The organism is Hydrogenophaga sp. 5NK40-0174 (assembly GCF_040372165.1).
In the GTDB taxonomy this organism is placed as follows: domain Bacteria; phylum Pseudomonadota; class Gammaproteobacteria; order Burkholderiales; family Burkholderiaceae_C; genus Hydrogenophaga.
Genome location: NZ_BAABWG010000004.1, coordinates 317,943 through 336,747, shown reverse-complemented (window position 1 = coordinate 336,747; position 18,805 = coordinate 317,943). Strand labels below are relative to the sequence as shown.

The following is an 18,805-nucleotide window of genomic DNA, read 5'->3' as shown; positions in this document are numbered from 1 at the left end:
TGCTGGCTCTGCTCAGTGCGCTGGGTCAACTGAGCTTGAGCTGCACATCATGGCCGGTACTGTCTGTCTCGCCGCTCCTGCGACAAGGCGCGAGAGCTGAACAGGCTTTCGGGCAGGCCCTGGTCGTAGACCATTTTTTCCACCTGCAACCGGGTTTGGCTCTCGTCGGTGAGATCGGTCATGGTGCTGTCCATCACCGACCAGAAGCCCTGGACCTTCTCGATGCGCCCTGCAGTCAGCCGCTTGGTGGGCTGATCGGGCCCGTCCTCGTACAGATCCACCCTCAAGGCCAGAAGCCGCTGCGGGTCAACCCATGCCACACGGCGGACGTACACCGAGCTTTCCGGGTCCAGCGGGACGCTCTCCAGCACCTGGCATGACACGCCCGCCACCGTTTCCGCGCCGAGGATGCGATGGGCGTCTTTCGATGGCTTGCGCTCGCGCAGATCTTCAAAGTAGTAGTCGGAGTTCACAAAGCGGCCGCCCTGGCGGCTGCTGTCGACCCGGCGTACACGGCGCATGGCCGGCAGGTAGATCCACTGGTCAGTCTCGCCGTCGGCATCGGTCAGGGTGAGCAGGCCTGTGCCATCGATATCGGCCGGTTCGATGAAGCGGATCATGGACGCCGTGGCACCCGCTTCGCCTTCCCGGCGAAACAGGACCATCTTTCGCAAACGGGTGCTCTTGCCTGGAGCGGACAGCGCCATTTCGACGCGCGATGTCGCGTCCTGACCCGAGGGTCTGTCATACAGCGCTTGCGCCAGCTGCGCTCCGTCGCTTGCCTCATTGCCGGCCGCCCGGGCCGCCGCCGCCGGCCAGCCTGCCAGCGCACCGCTCAGGCAGGCCCCGACACCCAGGCCGAGCAGCTCGCGGCGTTGCCACACATTCGCTGATCCCTTGCTTTGATGGCTAGGCATGAAACTCTGTCTCCCCGGCAGACCGGCCCTCTCGCACAGCCTGGTCCGCTGGCGAATGGCCAAAAAGTGATAAAAAATCATTATGGCGGCGAGACCCCGGGGGCGATTTGAACGTACACGCCACCCTGGCCTGGCGGCGCGATTTGCTGCACCAAAGGTGAGAGCAGATGGCAAGAACGCAACACGCCAGGTGCCCCGCAGCGCTCAAGGCCCTTCCTGGCACCCGTGGTGCGAGCCGTCGCCGGCCCATGTGGGCTGCGGACACCCTCGAAGCCAGCTTGCCTACAATGCCCACAGGTTGCGCGCCCCAGGTGGGTGCGCGCCATGGGAGACCACAACAGTGTCCATCTACAAAATCAAACCCCAATTCCAGGCCCTGCTGCGCCCCGGCGTTCAGCGTCTGCATGACTGGGGCGTGACCGCCAACCAGGTCACGCTCAGCGCCTGCGCTATTTCCATTGGCATCGGCCTGTGGCTGTTCTTCGCAGCGCCACCGATCATGGCTTTTCTGGCCATACCGGTGTGGATGCTGGTGCGAATGGCATTCAACGCCGTGGACGGCATGCTCGCCCGTGAGCATGGCCACGCCAGCAAGCTGGGCGCCTATCTCAACGAATTGACCGACGTCATCTCCGACGCTGCGCTTTATGCGCCCTTTGCACTGGTCGCTCCGTTTCAGCCCTTTGCCGTCGGCACGGTCATCGTGCTCGCAGGCATGAGCGAGTTTGCGGGTGCGCTTGGCCCTACCGTGGGCGCCACGCGTCGCTACGATGGCCCGATGGGCAAGAGCGATCGGGCATTTGTGTTTGGCTTGCTGGGCACCCTGGTGGCCTTCGGCGTACCCCTTGCGCCGTGGGGCGCCGCCGTCATGCCCTTGCTGGCCGTCGCGGTGGGGTGGACCATTGTTCGCCGCATCCGCCTGGGACTGAAGGAGACAGGATGAATTTCCCCCCTGAAGACAGAAACGAACCTTATCTGGGGCCGGTACCGCCGGCACCTCAATCGCCAGCCCATCCAGCCGGTGAGGCTCAGGACGAGGCACCGCCATTTTCGACTTCATCGGCATCGGCATCGGCAGACGCGCAGGAGCAGGTCGATCCGACACCCGCCGACGAGGCCCTGGAACTGGCCCACGCCCACCTTCCTGAAGTGATTCCCATGCCTGAGGTAGGCCGGGCAGCCGGTCCGCGGCGCGAAGCCATCGACAGCCCTGGCGCGCGGCTGGGGGCACAACTGGTCGGCAAGCTGATCGTGGGCATTGCCTCGGCGATCACCGGCATGCGCGCGTTCTGGAGCGGCAACATGCCCGCGGCCGAGCCCACGCTCTACTTTGCCAACCACACCAGCCATGCCGATTTCGTGCTGCTTTGGGCAGCGCTTCCGTCCGACCTGCGCAGCAACACCCGTCCCGTGGCAGGCGCCGACTACTGGCTCACCAGCAAAATCAAGCGGTTCATCGGCATCGACGTGTTCAATGCCTTGCTGATCGAGCGCGACCGCAGCCAGCGATCCGGCGACCCGGTCGGCGAAGCCGTCGCCGCCCTGCATGCGGGCGACTCGCTCATCATCTTCCCCGAAGGCACGCGCAACATGGGTGAAGAGGAGTTGCTGCCCCTCAAGAGCGGTATCTTCCACATTGCCCGCCAGTGTCCGCATGTGCGACTGGTCCCGGTCTGGATCGAAAACCTCAAGCGCGTCCTGCCCAAAGGTGCGGTGGTGCCCGTGCCACTGGCATGCGCCGTGCGCTTCGGTCCACGCCTGGAGTGGATCGACGGAGAAGAAAAGGACGATTTCATGGCACGCGCCCGTGCTGCCATGCTGGCCATGCGGCCACCCCATGATCAGGAAGACGGCGAAACCCCGCCGAACGCCATGCCCGAGACCGGCCATCACCCCGATAAGCCGTCCACGCACACGGATCACCCGGACCACCCGGGCCATCCAGAACACCCCGACCATCCGGAGGCGCAATGATGTCCCCCGAGACCCTTTCATCATTCCAGGCCACCTGGCCACTTTTCGTCGGCGTTATCGGTGTCCTGCTGTTCGCCTCCGGCATTGGCGCCTTTTTGCGCTGGCGCGTGGCCGGCGGAGGCGCCCACTCGGTTATCGACAACCTGATCGACCGCGTCAATGCCTGGTGGATCATGGTGCTCGTGCTCGGCACCGCCTTCGCCATGGGCCGTGCTGGCGTGGTACTGCTGTTCTTCCTGATTTCGTTCTACGGCCTGCGTGAATTCACCAGTCTGCTCAAGACACGTCGCGCAGACCACTCAGCCATCGCGGCTGCGTTCTACATTGCGCTGCCCGCACAGTACCTGTTCATCTATGTGGACTGGTATGGCATGTACTCCATCTTCATCCCGGTGTGGGCCTTCCTCATCATGCCCATCCTCTCGGTCTCCGGCTCGGACACCGAGCGCTTTCTGGAGCGCACCTCCAAAGTGCAATGGGGCCTGATGATCACAGTCTTCTGCATCAGCCACGTGCCGGCGCTGCTCAACCTGAAGATTCCCGGTTTTGAGGGCCGCAACCTGCTGCTCATCGCCTTCATGGTGATCGTGGTCCAGGGCAGCGACGTGCTGCAATATGTGTGGGGCAAGCTGCTGGGCAAGCGCAAACTGGCACCGGCTCTTTCGCCGTCCAAAACGGTTGAGGGGCTGGTCGGCGGCGTCGCCAGCGCCACGCTGCTGGGCGCAGCCCTGGCCTGGGCCACACCATTCAATGTGGTCGAAGCCGCACTGGTCGCATTTGCGCTCTGTCTCATGGGCTTCTTCGGCGGGCTGGTCATGTCTGCCATCAAGCGTGACCGGGGCGTGAAAGACTGGGGGGTCATGATCGAAGGCCACGGCGGCATGCTCGACCGCATGGACTCCGTCATCTTCGCCGCGCCCGTGTTCTTCCACCTGCTGCACTACCGCTGGTCCCTGTGAGCGAAGACCACCGCCCGTCTCCGTTTGCCTTGAACGCACTCAAGGCCATCGACGCCGACAAGTACGCCACGCCTGAGTGGAGCAATGCCGCCGCTATCGACATGGCCTTGCTGCGCCTGAGCGAAGTCCATGATGCCAACAGCGCCATGGAAGCCTACGACCAGTTCCTCTGGACAGTCGGCGACAACCACAAAGGCACGTTCTACCCCGTGGTGCTCAGCACCCTGCCCGCCTTGCAGTACCTGCTCACCCAGGGCGAGCCCTGGACGCAGCAAGCCGTGCTGGAATCACTCATCGATCTGGCAGGCACCTTCGCCCCCGAAGCCGGCCACGAGTGGCACATGGAGCAGGCGGTCCAGGCCCGGGTACGCGAATCCGTCATTGCCATGCGCCCGGCCATAGAAGGCCTGACCCTGAGCACGGTGGATGGCGCCGCTCCATCCGAAGGAGAAGAAGCCCGGGTCGCCAGTGCAGCGGAATTGCTCGAACTGATCGACGATCTCGGCACCTGAATCCCGCGACCGCCACACTCGTCAACGCGGCGGTCTCAATCGATCAAGTGTCACGCCCAGCGCGAGACACATGAATGGAATGACAGGCAGGTTGAAACGGGGCAGCCCTTGCGTCAGCAGTGCGTGATTGAGCATCATCAGCACAGGCAGGCCGCTCCAGAGCAGACCCTGGACGTCGCTGCGCCAGAATGACCTGACAAACCAGGCCACCAAGGCGGTCATGCCCAGCAAGTTGAGCAGATCGATGCCGATTCTTCCCACCGGCTGCATCGCCCAAGCAGGCGGGCGAATGGTCCACACACCACGCCAGAAAATGTAGGGCGTCAGTTTCAGATGGAGCACCGGATGCGTCACGAAAAAACGCAAAGCCTCGGCCTTCATGATTCGGTCTGCCGCCAGATCAGGGCGCTGGACACCAGCTTGTTCCAGATCCCTGTACAGCCGTTGGTACAGGGCAGCAGGCTTGCGATAGAACGTCAGGGATTGCTCCGGCCTGCCCTGCGCAATGGAGCGTTTGTCAATGGTCTGAAAGTCCGACGGCCCGGGATTGAGACGCTGCAGCCTGCCACCGAGCTGTCGGTCTCCTCGCTTGACGGCCAGCGACGTACCCGATACCAGGCGCCTGTAGGTGTAGCTGCCAAAGACTGACCAGCCCAGCGCATACTCGTCATCGCTCATCTGGTCCATCAGGGCACGCTTGAACATGACGTAGCCAGCACGCCCCGACGAGACCTCCCAGGTGTCCATGGCGAGATGGTTGCGCAAGGTCCAGGGAAACACCAGCAACACCGCGATGACGCCAGCCTGCACCAGAGGCTTCCAAGGCCATGCACGAGCCAGGCTCTCGCCGGCCTGCCCGGCGCGCTGCTGTCGCCACTGCGCCCAGAGCAACAGAATCAGCCAGCCACCGCACACAGGAGCAAACACCGATTTGGTCAGACACATGGCCGCCATGCAAACGCCGGTGACGATCATCCAGCTTCGCTGCCCGGGCCCGGCCTCCAGCGATCGCCATGTGGCCAGTGCACACGCCAGCATCAAGGCACCCGCCGGCATCTCCGTGTAGAGACTGTCCACCACGGGTTGCCGGGCAAAGAAGAACACCACACTGACGGCTACCGCTCCATAGGCGATCAGCGGCCGCCGCATCACCCGCACGGCCAGCTCCAGAGCGCACAGCAGGCCCAGCATGGACCACAGAGCATTGACCTGCTTGACCTGTCTGGCCAGATCGCCACCATGCCACTTCTCGAACTCGTCCGGTCTGGCCTTTGGCAACATCGCCTGGGCCCAGGCCCATGTCATCCAGACAGGCACCGGCTCCCGGAAATTGGTCGGCTCATGGTCGGTGGCATCCGCCTCCAGCGCGTACACATGGTGGTGGTACAGGTTGTGGACGATCTTGAGGTTTTGCGTCGCATCACCCTTGATGCTGTCGCCTGTCGTCAGCTGGGCGGCATACAGCCCCACCACCACTGAGACCAACAGGTGAACCCAGAAGCGCCAGCGCGGATGGTTTTGCACAGCCGTGAGATGGGGGGTAGCGTTGAACACGGAATTCCAGATGTAGGCAGGGCGGCGTCGTTGCCGTGGCCACGGCAGGCTCGGCAGTGTCAAGGGCAGGCGTAGTCCGGCTGCGACTCGCTGTGCGCGAAAGGGTCCACCAGGCGATCGGTGTAGTCACCCATCAGCAAACGACGCCTGGGCAGCAGGTGGTGTCGAAACCAGCGGCTGAACGACGCCAGCCGATCGCCTTTGGCTGTCAGCCTGACGCACCCCTGCGCCACCGACACCGTGCCTGACTCCATCTGCTCAGTCAGGCGGATGCCCACGAGCTGATGCTCTTGCATGTACTCGTTCACAAACACGTCGCCCATTCGGGCCTCCTGAATGGCACCGCCTCGCTGCTGCAGCTTCTCCAGGATATAGAAGGAGAGCGATCGATCGATCACTGTTGGCACGCTGATCGCCATGGCGTACCCCACCAGCAGACAGATCACCAGTGATTGAAGGATCTCGAAGCCGGAGTGCTGCCGAAACAGGCCCAGCAAGAAGCCCAGTGCGCCTGACAAAGGCACCGCGACGGCAGCCACCATCATCGCCGCGTAGAACACCACGTTCACCGGCACCCAGCGTGTCGTCGCCCACCACAGCGCCAGTGTCACGGCCACATACAGGCCGACAAAGAGAATGGATCGCCAGACTTTCATGAGGATGCTGCTTCAGTGCGTCGCCGTTGCGAGGCTGGCGCCGCATCTGCAAAAACAAAAAAGCGATTGGCCGCATAGCCCAGGACCACCTGGAGGCACAGCGCCAGCAGGAAGCCCAGCCGGTAGTCCCAGTGCAGCACATCGGTCCAGACGGCCAGCACGGCACCGTGCACCAGTGCCAGCAGTCCATAAGACACCACAAAGCGCGTTCCCTGGCTCGTCCAGTGGCGACCCGAGGCTTGCGCACGAAACACGAACCATCGATTGCCCGCAAAAGACACCGCAATGCCCACACAGGCCGCCAGCAGATTGGCCAGACCGGCCGAGGCCATCTGAGCACCGTCCACCAGCAAGGCCAACACGGCATAGTGGACGCACGTGGCCACCACACCGTTGATCAGGTACCGGACCCACCGACGCTGGAGCATGGGACCGCCTCAAGCCGCCGGCCGGATCGAACCCGGCCCTTGTGTCACGTGGCTGCCCGCCATCTCCTGTGCAGGTGCCATGGCATGGGCAGGCAAGACATCCAGCGCCTCTGCAATGAGTTCGAGGTGAGTGCGAAGCGGCACGACGTACCCGTTCTTGTTGCTGCTCTGCATCAGGGTCATCAGGGCCAGAGCGCTCATCTGGAAAAACATGATCACCAGAATGCCCAGCGCCACCGAGAACCAGCCTGGTGACGAATACCCCAGCACCCGCAAAGCCACTGCCATCGCAGCCAGAGCGATGGCCATGCCGGCGACCACACTGCACGCGATGCCCACCCGCACCACCACGTCTTCGGCAAACACCATCATGCCCTTGAAGCCGTGCAGCACCAGCCCGACAAAGTTCATTTTGGATTGCCCCGCATAGCGCGGCCCCCGGGCGATGTGGCAGACATGAGCACGCAATCTGGATGCGATGACGCATCCCGCCACATGAACCGGCAGCTCGTGCATGGCCACCAGGCGGCGCACGGCAGACGCGCGCAAGGCCATGAAGTTGCCAAAGCTGATGGCGCGGCCCGTGAGCAGCTGGAACACGCGCTTGTAGACAGCGTAAAACGCCTTGAACTTGAACGTCTCTACGCGGCTCTTGCGCCTGGCCACCGCCACATCGATGTCCTCACTCGCATCCAGCGGCTGCAGCAGCTCGGCAATGGAGCTGGGCAGATCCTCACCATCCGAGTCCATGACCACCACACGTTGCTCGTCGCTCAAGCGCTCGGCCACATAGGCCAGCCCGATCGCAATCGCCCGCTGGTGCCCCACATTTCGCCGCAGGCGCAGCACCGTGCCCGAAACACCCGCGCGTGCAATGGCGGACGCCTCCACCGGCTGGCGCAAGGAGCCATCGTCCACAGCGACAACATGCACGCTGTCGCCCAGCGACTGTGCCAGCTCGGCAAAGAGACGGGTCGACGCCTCACGGTCTTCGTAGACCGGCGTCACGACGATCACGCGTGCCACGTTCATGTCCCTGTCCATGTCCATGGCCATGTCAGCGCCCCACGATCTTGCGGAAATACGCAATGGTGTGATCCAGCCCTTCATCCAGCCCCACGCGCGGCTGCCAGCCCAGGTGTTCCATGGCCTGTGCAATATCCGGTCGCCGCTGGCGCGGATCGTCCTGCGGCAAGGGTTTGAAAATCAGCCTGGACGGCCCGCCCACCTTGTGTATGACCGTCTCTGCCAACTGCCGAATGGTGAACTCGCCCGGATTGCCCAGGTTCACCGGTCCAGGCAGGTGGGATGGGCTCTCCATGAACCGAATGAAGCCGTCGATCATGTCGTTGACGAAACAGAAACTGCGCGTCTGTGAGCCATCGCCATAGATGGTGATGTCTTCGCCGCGCAAGGCCTGCACCGCGAAGTTGCTGATCACCCGGCCGTCGTTGGGGTGCATGCGCGGGCCATAGGTATTGAAGATCCGCGCCACCTTGATGTCCAGACCGTACTGGCGGTAGTAGTCAAAAAACAGCGTCTCTGCGCAACGCTTGCCTTCGTCGTAGCAAGACCGGATACCGATCGGGTTCACCCGTCCCCAGTAGGACTCCTGCTGAGGGTGGACCTCCGGGTCACCATAGACTTCGCTCGTCGACGCCTGGAATATCCGCGCCTTGATGCGTTTGGCCAGGCCCAGCATGTTGATCGCACCATGCACACTGGTCTTGGTGGTCTGCACCGGATCACGCTGGTAGTGGATGGGCGAGGCCGGACAAGCGAGGTTGTAGATCTCGTCCACCTCAACGTACAGCGGGAACGTGACGTCGTGCCGCTGCAGCTCGAAATGGGGGTGCGGCAGCAAATGCGTGACGTTGTCCTTGACCCCGCTATAGAAATTGTCGACGCAAAGAACGTCGCAGCCCTGTTCCAGCAAACGCTCGCACAGGTGAGAGCCCAGGAAACCGGCACCGCCAGTGACCATGACCCGCTTTCGGTTGGAGACCTTCATGATGCATACACATCGCCATACTCTGATTCAGTCGTCCACTCGCGAAGGCGAGATCGTGGTGGCGGCAGCGAAGGGCAAAGCCTGTCCTCAGCCGGTGGCGATTATGCGCCGAAACAGCTCATTGATTGGTGGCCGTCTTGAAACGGCAACACCACTTGTAACTAAACGTTTATCTGGCCAGAGTGAGGCCTGTAGCGACCAAAGAGCGCCTGGGAACAGGGGGCAGGCACCGCGCCTTCCACCCGGTCCAATGAAAAAGGCAGCCGGCCTCGAAAGAAGCGCTGCCTTGTGTGTTGTCGCCTCATCTCTGTGAGTGGGTGTGTGCTACCTGGATGAAGGGTGTGATGGGGGAATTTCGGACCTGACCCCGCTATACCCCTTGGTGCGACACGTCCGAAACTTGACACACCAGTTCAACGCCATATACCAACGCCACATACCACCTTCAAAGGGACGTCATGAGTGTAGGAACCGTGTTCATCAACAACCGCACACAGGCCGTGCGTCTGCCTGTGGACGTTCGGCTGCCGGATGGCGTCAAGAGGGTGGAGATTCGCGTCAAAGGCCATGAGCTCATCATTGCCCCTGTTGACCAAACCTGGGACAGCTTCTTTCTCAATGGCCCACCCATCAGCGAAGATTTCCTGCCCGAGAGAGCCAGCCAGGAACAGACCGAGCGCGAAGCGCTCTGACCGACACTGGCCGGGTCACTCCCCATGCTGCGCTACCTGCTCGATACCAACATCGTCATCTACGTCCTGAAGCAGCGCCCGATCGAAGTGCTGTCGGTCTTCAACGCCAATGCCAGCCGCATGGCCATCTCTGCCATCACCCTGGCAAGCTCATGCATGGTGCGGAGAAGAGCAGCCGCGTGGCGGACAACCTGACCACCATTGAAGACTTCTGCAGCCGTCTGCAGGTACTGCCCTACTGACCCAAGGCCGCTCAACACTACGGCGCCATTCGGGCAAGCCTGGAAAAGATTGGCCGCCCCATCGGCGTCAACGATCTCCACATTGCTGCCCACGCACGCAGCGAAGGCCTGGTGCTGGTCACCAACAACATGTCCTAGTTCGACCGAGTGCCCGCGCTGGCCTTGGAGAACTGGGTGCAGGGCTAGGAGCCAGGGGCCCTCTGCCTAACCTCCGCCATTCCAAAGAAAAGACAAAAACAAACAAGCAAAAGCAGTTGGCCCCGAAAGACCAACTGCCTTGTGTGTTGCCTCATCTCTATGAGTAGACGAACGCTACTTTGAAGAAGAGGGTGATGGTGGAGTTTCGGACCTGACCACACTATCAATCCTTCGCCATTTCCAAGAGCTGTTCTTTGCTCAGCTCCCGGAGCCCCAGTCGTTTGGATCTCGCAAAGAATGAAAATCCATCCTCGAGCAGCATGGCGTCGCGCATCGATTGTGCTTTGTCAATTTCCAAATTGGCCACAGCTCGCAGGAACAAAGCAACTTCTTCAAAATAGCCATCATCGAGTTCGATGACTTTTGTGAAGTCAGCAACTGCCCCAGCTTCGTCCCCCATGCGCAGCAGAAGACGGGCCCTCCTAAAGTAGGGATGAGGTTGCTTGCTCTCCAAAGCGATCATCTCTGCAACTTCATCCAAGGCCTGTTCAAACTGCCCCAACCTCGAAAATATGGCTTCGCGCAGATCTCTGGCCAAGTATCTCTCAGGCGTCGACGCTGCTTCACTCAGGACTTGTTCGCACAAGGCAAGCGCATGTTCATAGCCTCGTTTCACCGAGCCATGGACAATCTTTTCCGCTTCCTGCAAACTGGCGTCCATCATCAGTTCCCCCTCAATTTCAGCGCAAGGCCATCCACACAGAACGTCTCAACCACCAAGACCCGCATAGATAGCTCTCACCCGCTACGAAATGGCCAAATCAAGATCCTTCAAGCTTTGGGCTTTTGTCTCGATCATCGCCTTCTGCCTGCTGTCCCCGATCCTGTTCAACGAACTGGACCCGCCAGTCTTCGCATCATCACACACAGGCACGGTGCAGCATGTCGAGAGAATCTCCAGCAAAAACATGCCTGCCGATACCGGCAAGATATGGATTCGGACTGACACCGGGCAGACGTTCAGCGAGTACGCCAATGTCAACCGGTACCGAAGCGGCCAACAAGTGACCGTGCGCCAATACCAACGACGGTGGTCACGCCTTGTGAGCTGGCAGCTTCCGTAAACTTTTCAATGCTCTGGTGGTCATACATCCGTGCCTTGCCACCAGGATCAAAGACAACTCAAGCCTTGCCGGGAAGATCAGCCTCAGACCGTCAATACAACTTGAGTTCGAGCACCAGCTCACTCAAAACATACTCAATTTCTCGCGTTTTCAGCACCTCGGCCAGCCGATTGATGTCCTGTGTTTGGGCTTCCCAACGCACTTCGTTTCCTGTCCAAAGTTCCAATACCGTGTTGTGGGGAATGATCAGATGAGCGAGCTCCCCATAGGGAAATGGCTGCGTCCAGGTGCCGCCGTCCGAAACCCACTCATCCCCCAGTTCCGACAAGAGCGGGATGGGCATTGTCCAATAGCCTGCATCTTCTGTTAACCGCTCAAATGTCGTCCACGCACACCATGAGCGATTGGCGTTCGCTGTCTGTTCCGGATTCAAGAACTCCGACGCAGCTCTGAGAAGTTCTCTCATCAACATTCAAACCGAACCGTTTTCAACATCACAGGTGCACCCGCTCACCCCAGCGCCTTCAGCGCCAGCTTGATGCCTTCACTCACGCCCACATCCTTGGGCAAGGATTTGAGGGCCGCTGCGGCGTCTTTCTCGCTGTAGCCCAGGGCCATGAGGGCTTGCTGGATGTCCAGAGCAGCGTCGCCCCCTGCAGCCGCACTGCCACCGGCCACGGCACCGAGCTCTGCGCCGAGCTTGCCTTTGAGTTCCAGCAGCAGGCGTTCAGCGGTTTTTTTGCCGATGCCCGGCACTTTGACGATGCGGGCGGTTTCCTGGGTGCTGACAGCCTGGGCCAGGTCGCCCACGCTCATGCCGGAGAGCACGGCCAGTGCGGTGCGCGGGCCGACGCCGTTGACCTTGATGAGCTGGCGAAAGGCTTCGCGCTCCTCGGCTGAGCCAAAACCGTAGAGAATCTGGGCATCTTCGCGCACGATGAAGTGGGTGAGCAGCGCCACTTTCTCGCCCACCGCGGGCAGGTTGAAGAAGGTGCTCATGGGCACATCGACTTCATAGCCCACGCCGTGGCAGTCCACCAGGACCTGTGGGGGGTTCTTCTCTAGCAGGGTGCCGGTCAATTTGCCTATCATTGGAGCATCGTACCTTTTTCGGTGCCTTTTTCACATCTGACTACCCTGGATTATCAGCTTGATCCTTCGCCACACCTTCACCCCTCCGGACAACGAGCGCATGGCCAATCTGTGCGGTCCGATGGACGCCAACATCCATGCCATCGAAAACGCCTTGCAGGTGAAGGTGGCCCACCGCTTCGAGCAGTTCAAGGTCGACGGCCCCAAGGCCAAGGCCCAGAAGGCCATGGAAGTGCTTCAGGCGCTGTACGAGATGGCCAAGAAGCCCATCCCGGAAGAGCAGGTGCAGCTTATGCTGGCAGGTGATACCGCCCTGCCGCCCGGTGGCGACGACGCCCATGCGGTGCAGACCCGCCGCGGCGAGGTGCGCGGCCGCACCAGCAACCAGGCCCACTACCTGGAGAACATGTCGACCCACGACATCACCTTCGGCATTGGCCCGGCTGGCACCGGCAAGACGTATCTGGCCGTGGCCTGTGCGGTGGACGCGCTGGAGCGCACCGCCGTGCAGCGCATTGTGCTGACCCGCCCGGCGGTCGAAGCGGGCGAGAAGCTGGGCTTTCTGCCCGGCGACCTGGGCCAGAAGGTGGACCCTTACCTGCGTCCCTTGTACGACGCCTTGTACGACCTGATGGGTTTCGACAAGGTGCAAAAGGCGTTTGAGCGCCAGCAGATTGAAATCGCCCCTCTGGCCTTCATGCGCGGCCGAACGCTCAACCATTCCTTTGTCATTCTGGATGAGGCACAAAACACCACGTCAGAGCAGATGAAGATGTTCCTCACCCGCATCGGCTTTGGCAGCAAGGCGGTCATCACCGGCGACGTGAGCCAGATCGACTTGCCGCGCACACAGCTCTCGGGCCTGATCGATGCCGAGCGGGTGCTCAAGCGCGTCAACGGCGTGGCCTTTACCCGGCTGACCAGCGCCGACGTGGTGCGTCACCCGCTGGTGGCCCGCATTGTGGACGCCTATGACGCCCATGGTGGCGGCCGTGCGTCCGATGGCAGCACCGGTGGCCGTGGCCGTTCGGCGTCCAATGGTCAGCAAGGCGCGTGACACCATGGCACTGAACGATCTCAGTCTTTCGCTGCAATTTGGCAGCATCGCCCGCCACCTGGCCGCACACCGTGCCGCCCTGCCCCGCCACAAGGTGATCCGCTGGATTCGCCGTTCGCTCGAAGCCGACGCCGAAATGACGGTGCGCATCGTGGACGAAGAAGAAGGCCGCGCGCTCAACCGCGACTACCGCCAAAAAGACTACGCCACCAATGTGCTGACCTTCGACTACGCGACCGAGCCCATGGTGATGGCTGATCTGGTGCTGTGCGCACCCGTGATCGAGAAGGAAGCGAAAGAGCTGAAGATTCCCTTGCAGACGCACTATGCCCACCTGCTGGTGCATGGCACGCTGCATGCCCAGGGCTGGGACCACGAAACGAGCGACGAAGACGCCGAGGAAATGGAAGCGCGCGAGACCGAAATCCTCACGGCGATGGGCTACCCGGACCCGTATGGGAAAGCCAGGGTCAAACCATCGCGCCGTTGATGGAGATGACCTGGCCCGAGATGTAGGCTGAGTCGTCCGAGGCCAAAAACCCGACCAGCTTCGCCACTTCTTCGGGTTGCCCGGCTCTTTGCATGGGCACCAGTTTTCTGATGAGGTCCGGGTCAAAGACGCCGACGGACATCGGCGTCTCAATGATGCCGGGCGCGACAGCGTTGACCGTGATGCCGCGGCTGGCCAGTTCGATGGCCAGCGATTTCGTGGCTGCATGCAGAGCGCCTTTGGCTGCCGAATAGTTCACCTGCCCTTTGTTGCCCACCAGACCTGCCACCGAGGTGATGTTGATGATGCGGCCCCAGCGGGTGCGAATCATGGGCATGGTCAGCGGCTGCGTCACGTTGTAGAAGCCGCCCAGCGACACGTCGACCACCCTGTCCCATTGCTCGCCGCTCATGCCGGGGAAGACAGCGTCATCGTGGATGCCGGCGTTGTTCACCAGCACCTGAATCGGACCATCGGTGAGCAAGGCGTTGATGATGGCCTGGGTGGCATCACGGTCGGTCACATCAAACCGCACCGGCTCGGCGCTGCCACCGCTGGCCACGATCTCCTCTGCTGTTTTTTCAGCGGCTTCCAAGTGCCGGCCCGCATGAACAATCACGTGAAAACCCATGGCTGCCAGCTGATGCGCGATGGCAGCGCCAATGCCGCCACTGCCCCCGGTCACAAGTGCTCGCTTGAGGGGAGTTTGTTCAGAAGCCGATGTCTCACTGGTCATGATTGGTTTCATCCTAGGTCAGGCACTCGCCCCGCTGGCATCGAGCATCACCGATGCCCGGCCACTGAGCAGCTCCCGCCCATCGTGCCAGAGCGAGAAGCGATAAAGAATGTTCAGCTCGTCGCCCGAGAGGCGCTGCACTTTCACATCGATGGCGCCGGGCAAGTCATCGAGGCGGCCAACCGCGAACTGAACGCCTCGCACACTGGTGAGGTAGCCCTGCCGTGGTGGACCGTCGGCACCCGCCTCTTCGGCCAGCAGACCGCCATGCACAGCCATGGCCTGTGCTGCGTATTCGATGCCATGCACCGCATCGAGCCGGTCATTTGCCCGCAAAGGATGGTCAGCTGCCACATGGCCCTCTGACTGAGCGTGCAAACCGTCGCTCGACCAGTCCACCACCCGCTCGAGAAGACACATGCGACCCTTGTGCGGAATGCGGCGTTCAATGTCGGCGTGGCAAGTCAGCGGCACGGCTGCACCTTCAGCTGCAGCGCCATGCCGTCCAGGTATTCGATTTGCACTGTCCCTGCTTCGGCTTTTGCCAGCAATGCCAAAAAGGGCAAAGACCTCAGCGCAGGCGTGGACTGGCGCAAGCTCTCCAGCACTGCCGGTTGGGCAGGCACAGGGTCGATGGCGTCGCCGTGGACGCTGCGCATGGAAACACTGGCCAGAGAACGGGCACTTTGCTCTGGCGCCAGCACCAGCGCCACCCCGGCACAGTCCGGCACGGGCCGCACAGCGTGCAAAGGTGCCGGGTACTCGCTGTCGTAGGCGACCAGCATGGTGGCCTGCCTGTCTGCCAGCACCTGGCCCATCGCATCGATCAGACCCGCCCCAAAGCTGCCGTCAAAGGCACTCAGCACCTGACATGGCGCCATGCAATGGGTCGCCATGCTCCAGTAGCCCGCCGCTGCGTTGTGCACCGAATTGTGAAAGCGCGTGGGCGAAATCTGCCTGTCGTCCGTGGCCAGTTGCTCGCACAGTGCGTGGCAGTTGTGGCCGTCAGCACCTGAGGCACTGAACACGGTTGCCAGCGACGACACGTCGGCTTGTGCGTTGGCTGCAGCCTCATGCCCCAGCGCCAATGCCAGCTTGACCACGCGGCTGGCCCGGCGCCGCTCGGCCGATCCCAGGCCTTGCGGCGGCGGCAGTACAGAAGGCGCCGACTCGTAGGCAGCGCGCCCGCTGAGCGCCTCCACCGCCGACACCCAGTCCGGCAGGCCAGGCGCGATGAAGCCGACGCCCTCGATCCAGGCGGTCATTGAATGGGTTTCGGAGGCCTGGCTCATGCAGCCACCCCCAATACCAGCGCACAGTTGCTGCCACCAAACCCAAACGAATTGGTCAGCGCTGTGGTCACGGTTTGCCTGGTCGACTGCAACTGGTAGGCCAGCGCAGGCTCCGCGCCGATTGTTTGTGTGCCTGGGCTGCCCGGCACAAAACCGTCCTGCAGTGCGAGCGCGCACACAATCGCTTCCAGCGCCCCGGCGGCCCCCAGCGTGTGGCCCGTGGCACCTTTGGTGGACGAGCACAGCGTGGCATCACCAAACACTGCCTGGACGGCAAGACCTTCGGCAGCGTCGTTGGCTGGTGTGGCCGTACCGTGCAGATTGATGTAATCAATGTCAGCTGCCGTGAGGCCCGCACTGCGCAGTGCCGACGTCATGGCATATTGCGCGCCCAGGCCTTCGGGGTGCGGCGATGACATGTGATAAGCGTCGCTGCTTTCGCCAGTGCCCAACAGCATCGGCGTACCGGCTGGCGCAGCGTTCTCTCCCCGTTCAAGCAGCACAAATGCCGCGGCTTCGCCAATGGAGATGCCGTCGCGGTCGACATCGAACGGTCGGCAGGCCTGGGGCGAGGTCAGGCCGAGTGAGGCGAACCCGTACAAGGTGGTCAGGCACAGCGTGTCAACACCGCCCACCACCGCTGCATCGATCTGACCCAGCGCCAACTGCCGGGCAGCGGCGGCAAAGACCTTGGCACTGGAGGAGCAGGCTGTGGAGATCACCATCGCCTCGCCCTGCAGACCGAAATAGGCGCGGGTGAAGTCAGCGACCGAGAAGGCATTGTGGGCACCACGGTACCGGAAGTCTGCCGGCAATGCTCCGGTATCGGGATCTCTGCGGCGATAGGCCAGCTCGGTCTCCAGAATGCCTGCAGTGCTCGTTCCCAGAAACACGCCCACGCGATGCACGCCGTAGCGCCCGATGGCTTCTCTGACGCGATCGGCAAATCCGTCGGTCTCCAGCCCCATCAGCGCCAGGCGATTGTTGCGGCAATCAAAGACGGAGCAAAGGTGGTCCGGCAACTGCACCGCATCCACCCCTGGCACTTCTCCCACATAGGTGTCGAGGCTGACCGTTTCAAATGCGCAGGGTGTCAGGCCAGAGCGGCCAGCCATCAACGCCTCACGATGGGCGTTGAGGCCTTGTCCCAGACAACTCACGGCGGTCATGACAGAAAGGCGTACCGGTGTCACGCACACCTCCCGGCCTTGGCCATCGGGGCGGGCGTGCATAGCGGAAAACCGGTGTGGAACTCGTGGGCCAACTCTTTCATGTGCTTGTTTTGCTGCCGGGTGCTTTCACTCAGGCCATGCCACATCAGGTAGCGGGCATGGCCTCGGTCGCGTGCTTCTCGACCGGCACACGGCACAAAAGCATGACGTTGGCAAACGGCTTTCGCCCTGTCATGTCCTCGGTCTCGACCTCGAATCCGATCTCACGAAGCAGCGCCTGCCATTCTGCCAGAGGCCGCCCATAGAGCTCGGGCAGCCGGTGCCCGCGAACAAAGGTCACGGCATGGTCCACCCAATTGCTGATGCGATACGGCAAGCCGGCGCTGACATCACCGATGCGGGTGAGAAACACCCCACCCGGACGCAAGGCCGTGCGTATGCGCTGCAGCACATCGCGCTGACCAGCATGGTCAAAATAGTGCAAGGCATCCAGAATGGTCACTGCATCGAGTGAGGCGGGCGCGCCAAAGTCGGCCGTGCACATATCGCCCTGCTCGACCCTGACCACCGGATGGTCGGGGCCGAATGCCTTGTCCGCACGCAAGACATCTTTTTCCATGAGCTCGATGCCACGCAGTTCGGAAGGACTTGGCGGCACGGCCCACGCCTGAGGCCAGATGCCTTTGCGGTGCAGCTTGTGCGCTGCCAGCAAGAAGCCAAACAGACTGCCCTGACCGCAGCCCAGGTCCAGGAACCGGCCTTCGGCAGGCAGCAGGCCTTGCCGCACGATCTCCCGGAAGATGACGTCCCCCGAGAGTTTGCCGCGCGCAAAGTGATAGGCAAACCGGTCCTGGCTGAGCCGGAATGGCTCGCTCGCTTCATCGATGAGTTGCTTGAAAAAGTCGCGTTCTGACATCATTCGGTGACATGACGTGGCAAACCACTGGCTTGCCAACCTCGTTGTTCAATCGCATGGAGCACCCGGGGCAACACCTGCAGAATGGCCGGCCGGCCATCGTCAGCCCGCGGACTGTTGCCGTCGTGCATGAGCAGGATATCGCGCTGCTGGAGCTGCCCGGTGAGGCGCTGAACCACCAGGTTCACATCCGCCGTCCGGGTGTCGTAGGCCCGCTTCGACCATGAAGCAAGGCGAAGACCCAGCGAGGCCAGCACTGGCTCCAGAAACGGATTGCGCAGCCCCGCCGTTGGCCTGAAGTATAGAGGCGCCTGACCGGTGATATCACTGAGTGTGGCCTGTGCAGCCGATACATCGCGCCGCATCCGGGCAGGCCCGTAGAGCGAAAACGCCCACGAATGCGCATCGCCATGGTTCTCCACGCTGTGACCACGCGCCACGATCTCGCGGCAAAGCGCGGGGTGCGCCCGCGCCCGCCAGCCGATGCAAAAGAAGCTGGCCTTGACCCTGGCTGCGTCGAGCAGATCCAGCACCTGCGGCGTGACAGCCGGGTCTGGCCCGTCATCGAGTGTCAGCGCCACAGCTTTGCTCCCTGTCTCGGCTGGCAGCCGCCTCATGTTGGGCCCCAGGGCTGCGCTGGTCGGCAGTAGCCCTGCTGTCGTGAGCAACGCATGGTCGGCGACCACGGCACCAAGAGCCCACGGCCATGTGCCGGGCCAGGCCACACCTGCACCCAGGGCACCTGCATGCACCACCGCACTGCCCAGCAGCAGCGGTGTCATTTTCCAGGGGCGAGCTACAGGCTGGCTTGTCATTGGCGTCTGTGGTCTCCTTCAGGCATGG

At 62.1% G+C, this 18,805-nt stretch carries 22 protein-coding genes and 1 pseudogene; 8 read left to right on the top strand and 15 right to left on the bottom strand.

Going from position 1 to position 18,805, the window contains the following annotated elements:
• Window positions 1-47: 47 nt before the first annotated feature.
• Window positions 48-917 (bottom strand): outer membrane lipoprotein-sorting protein, encoded by an 870-nt coding sequence (locus ABWV89_RS14975; protein WP_353398421.1) that lies wholly within the window; start codon window positions 915-917, stop codon window positions 48-50.
• 340 nt (window positions 918-1,257) lie between these two features.
• Here ABWV89_RS14975 and ABWV89_RS14970 point away from each other — a divergent pair, with 340 nt between their 5' ends.
• The 4 genes and pseudogenes from ABWV89_RS14970 (at window position 1,258) to ABWV89_RS14955 (ending at window position 4,362) form a co-directional block, all read left to right on the top strand.
• Complete coding sequence (locus ABWV89_RS14970) at window positions 1,258-1,860, top strand: CDP-alcohol phosphatidyltransferase family protein (RefSeq protein WP_353398418.1); 603 nt, start codon at window positions 1,258-1,260, stop codon at window positions 1,858-1,860.
• 335 nt (window positions 1,861-2,195) lie between these two features.
• Window positions 2,196-2,759: pseudogene (locus tag ABWV89_RS14965) on the top strand (lysophospholipid acyltransferase family protein); the annotation flags it as partial.
• Window positions 2,760-2,887: 128 nt separating this feature from the next.
• On the top strand, window positions 2,888-3,850 hold the full coding sequence (locus tag ABWV89_RS14960; protein WP_353398415.1) for a phosphatidate cytidylyltransferase: 963 nt from the start codon (window positions 2,888-2,890) through the stop codon (window positions 3,848-3,850).
• A complete protein-coding gene (locus tag ABWV89_RS14955; RefSeq protein ID WP_353398413.1) occupies window positions 3,847-4,362 on the top strand; it encodes a hypothetical protein in 516 nt (171 codons plus the stop codon). The genes ABWV89_RS14960 and ABWV89_RS14955 overlap by 4 nt, the downstream gene beginning before the upstream one ends.
• A 21-nt stretch (window positions 4,363-4,383) precedes the next feature.
• Here ABWV89_RS14955 and ABWV89_RS14950 read toward each other — a convergent pair whose 3' ends face one another.
• Genes ABWV89_RS14950 through ABWV89_RS14930 form a run of 5 tightly spaced genes read right to left on the bottom strand, consistent with a single transcriptional unit; the run spans window position 4,384 to window position 9,011 of the window.
• The gene (locus tag ABWV89_RS14950) at window positions 4,384-5,916 is read right to left on the bottom strand and encodes a glycosyltransferase family protein (RefSeq protein ID WP_353398410.1); all 1,533 of its coding nucleotides are present in this window, start codon (window positions 5,914-5,916) and stop codon (window positions 4,384-4,386) included.
• A gap of 59 nt (window positions 5,917-5,975) precedes the next feature.
• Complete coding sequence (locus ABWV89_RS14945; protein WP_353398407.1) at window positions 5,976-6,572, bottom strand: hypothetical protein; 597 nt, start codon at window positions 6,570-6,572, stop codon at window positions 5,976-5,978.
• Entirely contained in the window at window positions 6,569-7,000 is a 432-nt protein-coding gene (locus ABWV89_RS14940) for a GtrA family protein (RefSeq protein WP_353398404.1), read from the bottom strand. Before ABWV89_RS14940 ends, ABWV89_RS14945 begins: the two co-directional genes overlap by 4 nt.
• A 9-nt stretch (window positions 7,001-7,009) precedes the next feature.
• The gene (locus ABWV89_RS14935; protein WP_353398401.1) at window positions 7,010-8,050 is read right to left on the bottom strand and encodes a glycosyltransferase; all 1,041 of its coding nucleotides are present in this window, start codon (window positions 8,048-8,050) and stop codon (window positions 7,010-7,012) included.
• Between the two features lie 7 nt (window positions 8,051-8,057).
• Window positions 8,058-9,011 carry a UDP-glucuronic acid decarboxylase family protein gene (locus tag ABWV89_RS14930; protein ID WP_353398397.1) on the bottom strand — a complete coding sequence of 318 codons (954 nt, stop codon included), beginning with the start codon at window positions 9,009-9,011 and terminating at the stop codon, window positions 8,058-8,060.
• A gap of 458 nt (window positions 9,012-9,469) precedes the next feature.
• On the opposite strand from ABWV89_RS14930, the gene vapB reads away from it, so the two are divergent.
• Window positions 9,470-9,703: a type II toxin-antitoxin system VapB family antitoxin gene (gene vapB, locus ABWV89_RS14925; RefSeq protein WP_353398395.1), complete on the top strand. Its 234-nt coding sequence runs from the start codon at window positions 9,470-9,472 to the stop codon at window positions 9,701-9,703.
• Between the two features lie 24 nt (window positions 9,704-9,727).
• Window positions 9,728-9,898: a PIN domain-containing protein gene (locus ABWV89_RS14920; protein ID WP_353398392.1), complete on the top strand. Its 171-nt coding sequence runs from the start codon at window positions 9,728-9,730 to the stop codon at window positions 9,896-9,898.
• A gap of 408 nt (window positions 9,899-10,306) precedes the next feature.
• On the opposite strand, the gene ABWV89_RS14910 is transcribed toward ABWV89_RS14920, so the two are convergent.
• From ABWV89_RS14910 to ruvA, 3 genes are all read right to left on the bottom strand, one after another.
• Window positions 10,307-10,807: a tetratricopeptide repeat protein gene (locus ABWV89_RS14910; RefSeq protein ID WP_353398389.1), complete on the bottom strand. Its 501-nt coding sequence runs from the start codon at window positions 10,805-10,807 to the stop codon at window positions 10,307-10,309.
• A gap of 491 nt (window positions 10,808-11,298) precedes the next feature.
• A complete protein-coding gene (locus tag ABWV89_RS14905; RefSeq protein WP_353398386.1) occupies window positions 11,299-11,640 on the bottom strand; it encodes a hypothetical protein in 342 nt (113 codons plus the stop codon).
• Window positions 11,641-11,717: 77 nt separating this feature from the next.
• Window positions 11,718-12,299 carry a Holliday junction branch migration protein RuvA gene (ruvA, locus tag ABWV89_RS14900; protein ID WP_353398383.1) on the bottom strand — a complete coding sequence of 194 codons (582 nt, stop codon included), beginning with the start codon at window positions 12,297-12,299 and terminating at the stop codon, window positions 11,718-11,720.
• Window positions 12,300-12,357: 58 nt separating this feature from the next.
• Here ruvA and ABWV89_RS14895 point away from each other — a divergent pair, with 58 nt between their 5' ends.
• Window positions 12,358-13,356, top strand: a complete 999-nt coding sequence (locus ABWV89_RS14895; RefSeq protein WP_353398381.1) for a PhoH family protein — start codon at window positions 12,358-12,360, stop codon at window positions 13,354-13,356.
• A 4-nt stretch (window positions 13,357-13,360) separates the two neighbouring features.
• The gene (ybeY, locus tag ABWV89_RS14890; RefSeq protein ID WP_353398378.1) at window positions 13,361-13,846 is read left to right on the top strand and encodes an rRNA maturation RNase YbeY; all 486 of its coding nucleotides are present in this window, start codon (window positions 13,361-13,363) and stop codon (window positions 13,844-13,846) included.
• Here ybeY and fabG read toward each other — a convergent pair.
• The 6 genes from fabG to ABWV89_RS14860 all read right to left on the bottom strand — a co-directional run bounded on the left by fabG (window position 13,827) and on the right by ABWV89_RS14860 (window position 18,777).
• Window positions 13,827-14,582 carry a 3-oxoacyl-ACP reductase FabG gene (fabG, locus tag ABWV89_RS14885; RefSeq protein ID WP_353398375.1) on the bottom strand — a complete coding sequence of 252 codons (756 nt, stop codon included), beginning with the start codon at window positions 14,580-14,582 and terminating at the stop codon, window positions 13,827-13,829. The genes ybeY and fabG overlap by 20 nt on opposite strands.
• A gap of 18 nt (window positions 14,583-14,600) precedes the next feature.
• Entirely contained in the window at window positions 14,601-15,056 is a 456-nt protein-coding gene (locus tag ABWV89_RS14880) for a hotdog family protein (RefSeq protein WP_502903223.1), read from the bottom strand.
• Entirely contained in the window at window positions 15,047-15,874 is an 828-nt protein-coding gene (locus ABWV89_RS14875; protein WP_353398370.1) for a beta-ketoacyl synthase chain length factor, read from the bottom strand. The genes ABWV89_RS14880 and ABWV89_RS14875 overlap by 10 nt, the downstream gene beginning before the upstream one ends.
• A complete protein-coding gene (locus tag ABWV89_RS14870) occupies window positions 15,871-17,067 on the bottom strand; it encodes a beta-ketoacyl-[acyl-carrier-protein] synthase family protein (RefSeq protein ID WP_353398367.1) in 1,197 nt (398 codons plus the stop codon). The genes ABWV89_RS14875 and ABWV89_RS14870 overlap by 4 nt, the downstream gene beginning before the upstream one ends.
• 124 nt (window positions 17,068-17,191) lie before the next feature.
• The gene (locus ABWV89_RS14865) at window positions 17,192-17,965 is read right to left on the bottom strand and encodes a class I SAM-dependent methyltransferase (protein ID WP_353398364.1); all 774 of its coding nucleotides are present in this window, start codon (window positions 17,963-17,965) and stop codon (window positions 17,192-17,194) included.
• Window positions 17,962-18,777 (bottom strand): polysaccharide deacetylase family protein, encoded by an 816-nt coding sequence (locus ABWV89_RS14860; RefSeq protein ID WP_353398362.1) that lies wholly within the window; start codon window positions 18,775-18,777, stop codon window positions 17,962-17,964. Before ABWV89_RS14860 ends, ABWV89_RS14865 begins: the two co-directional genes overlap by 4 nt.
• Window positions 18,778-18,805: the final 28 nt, after the last annotated feature.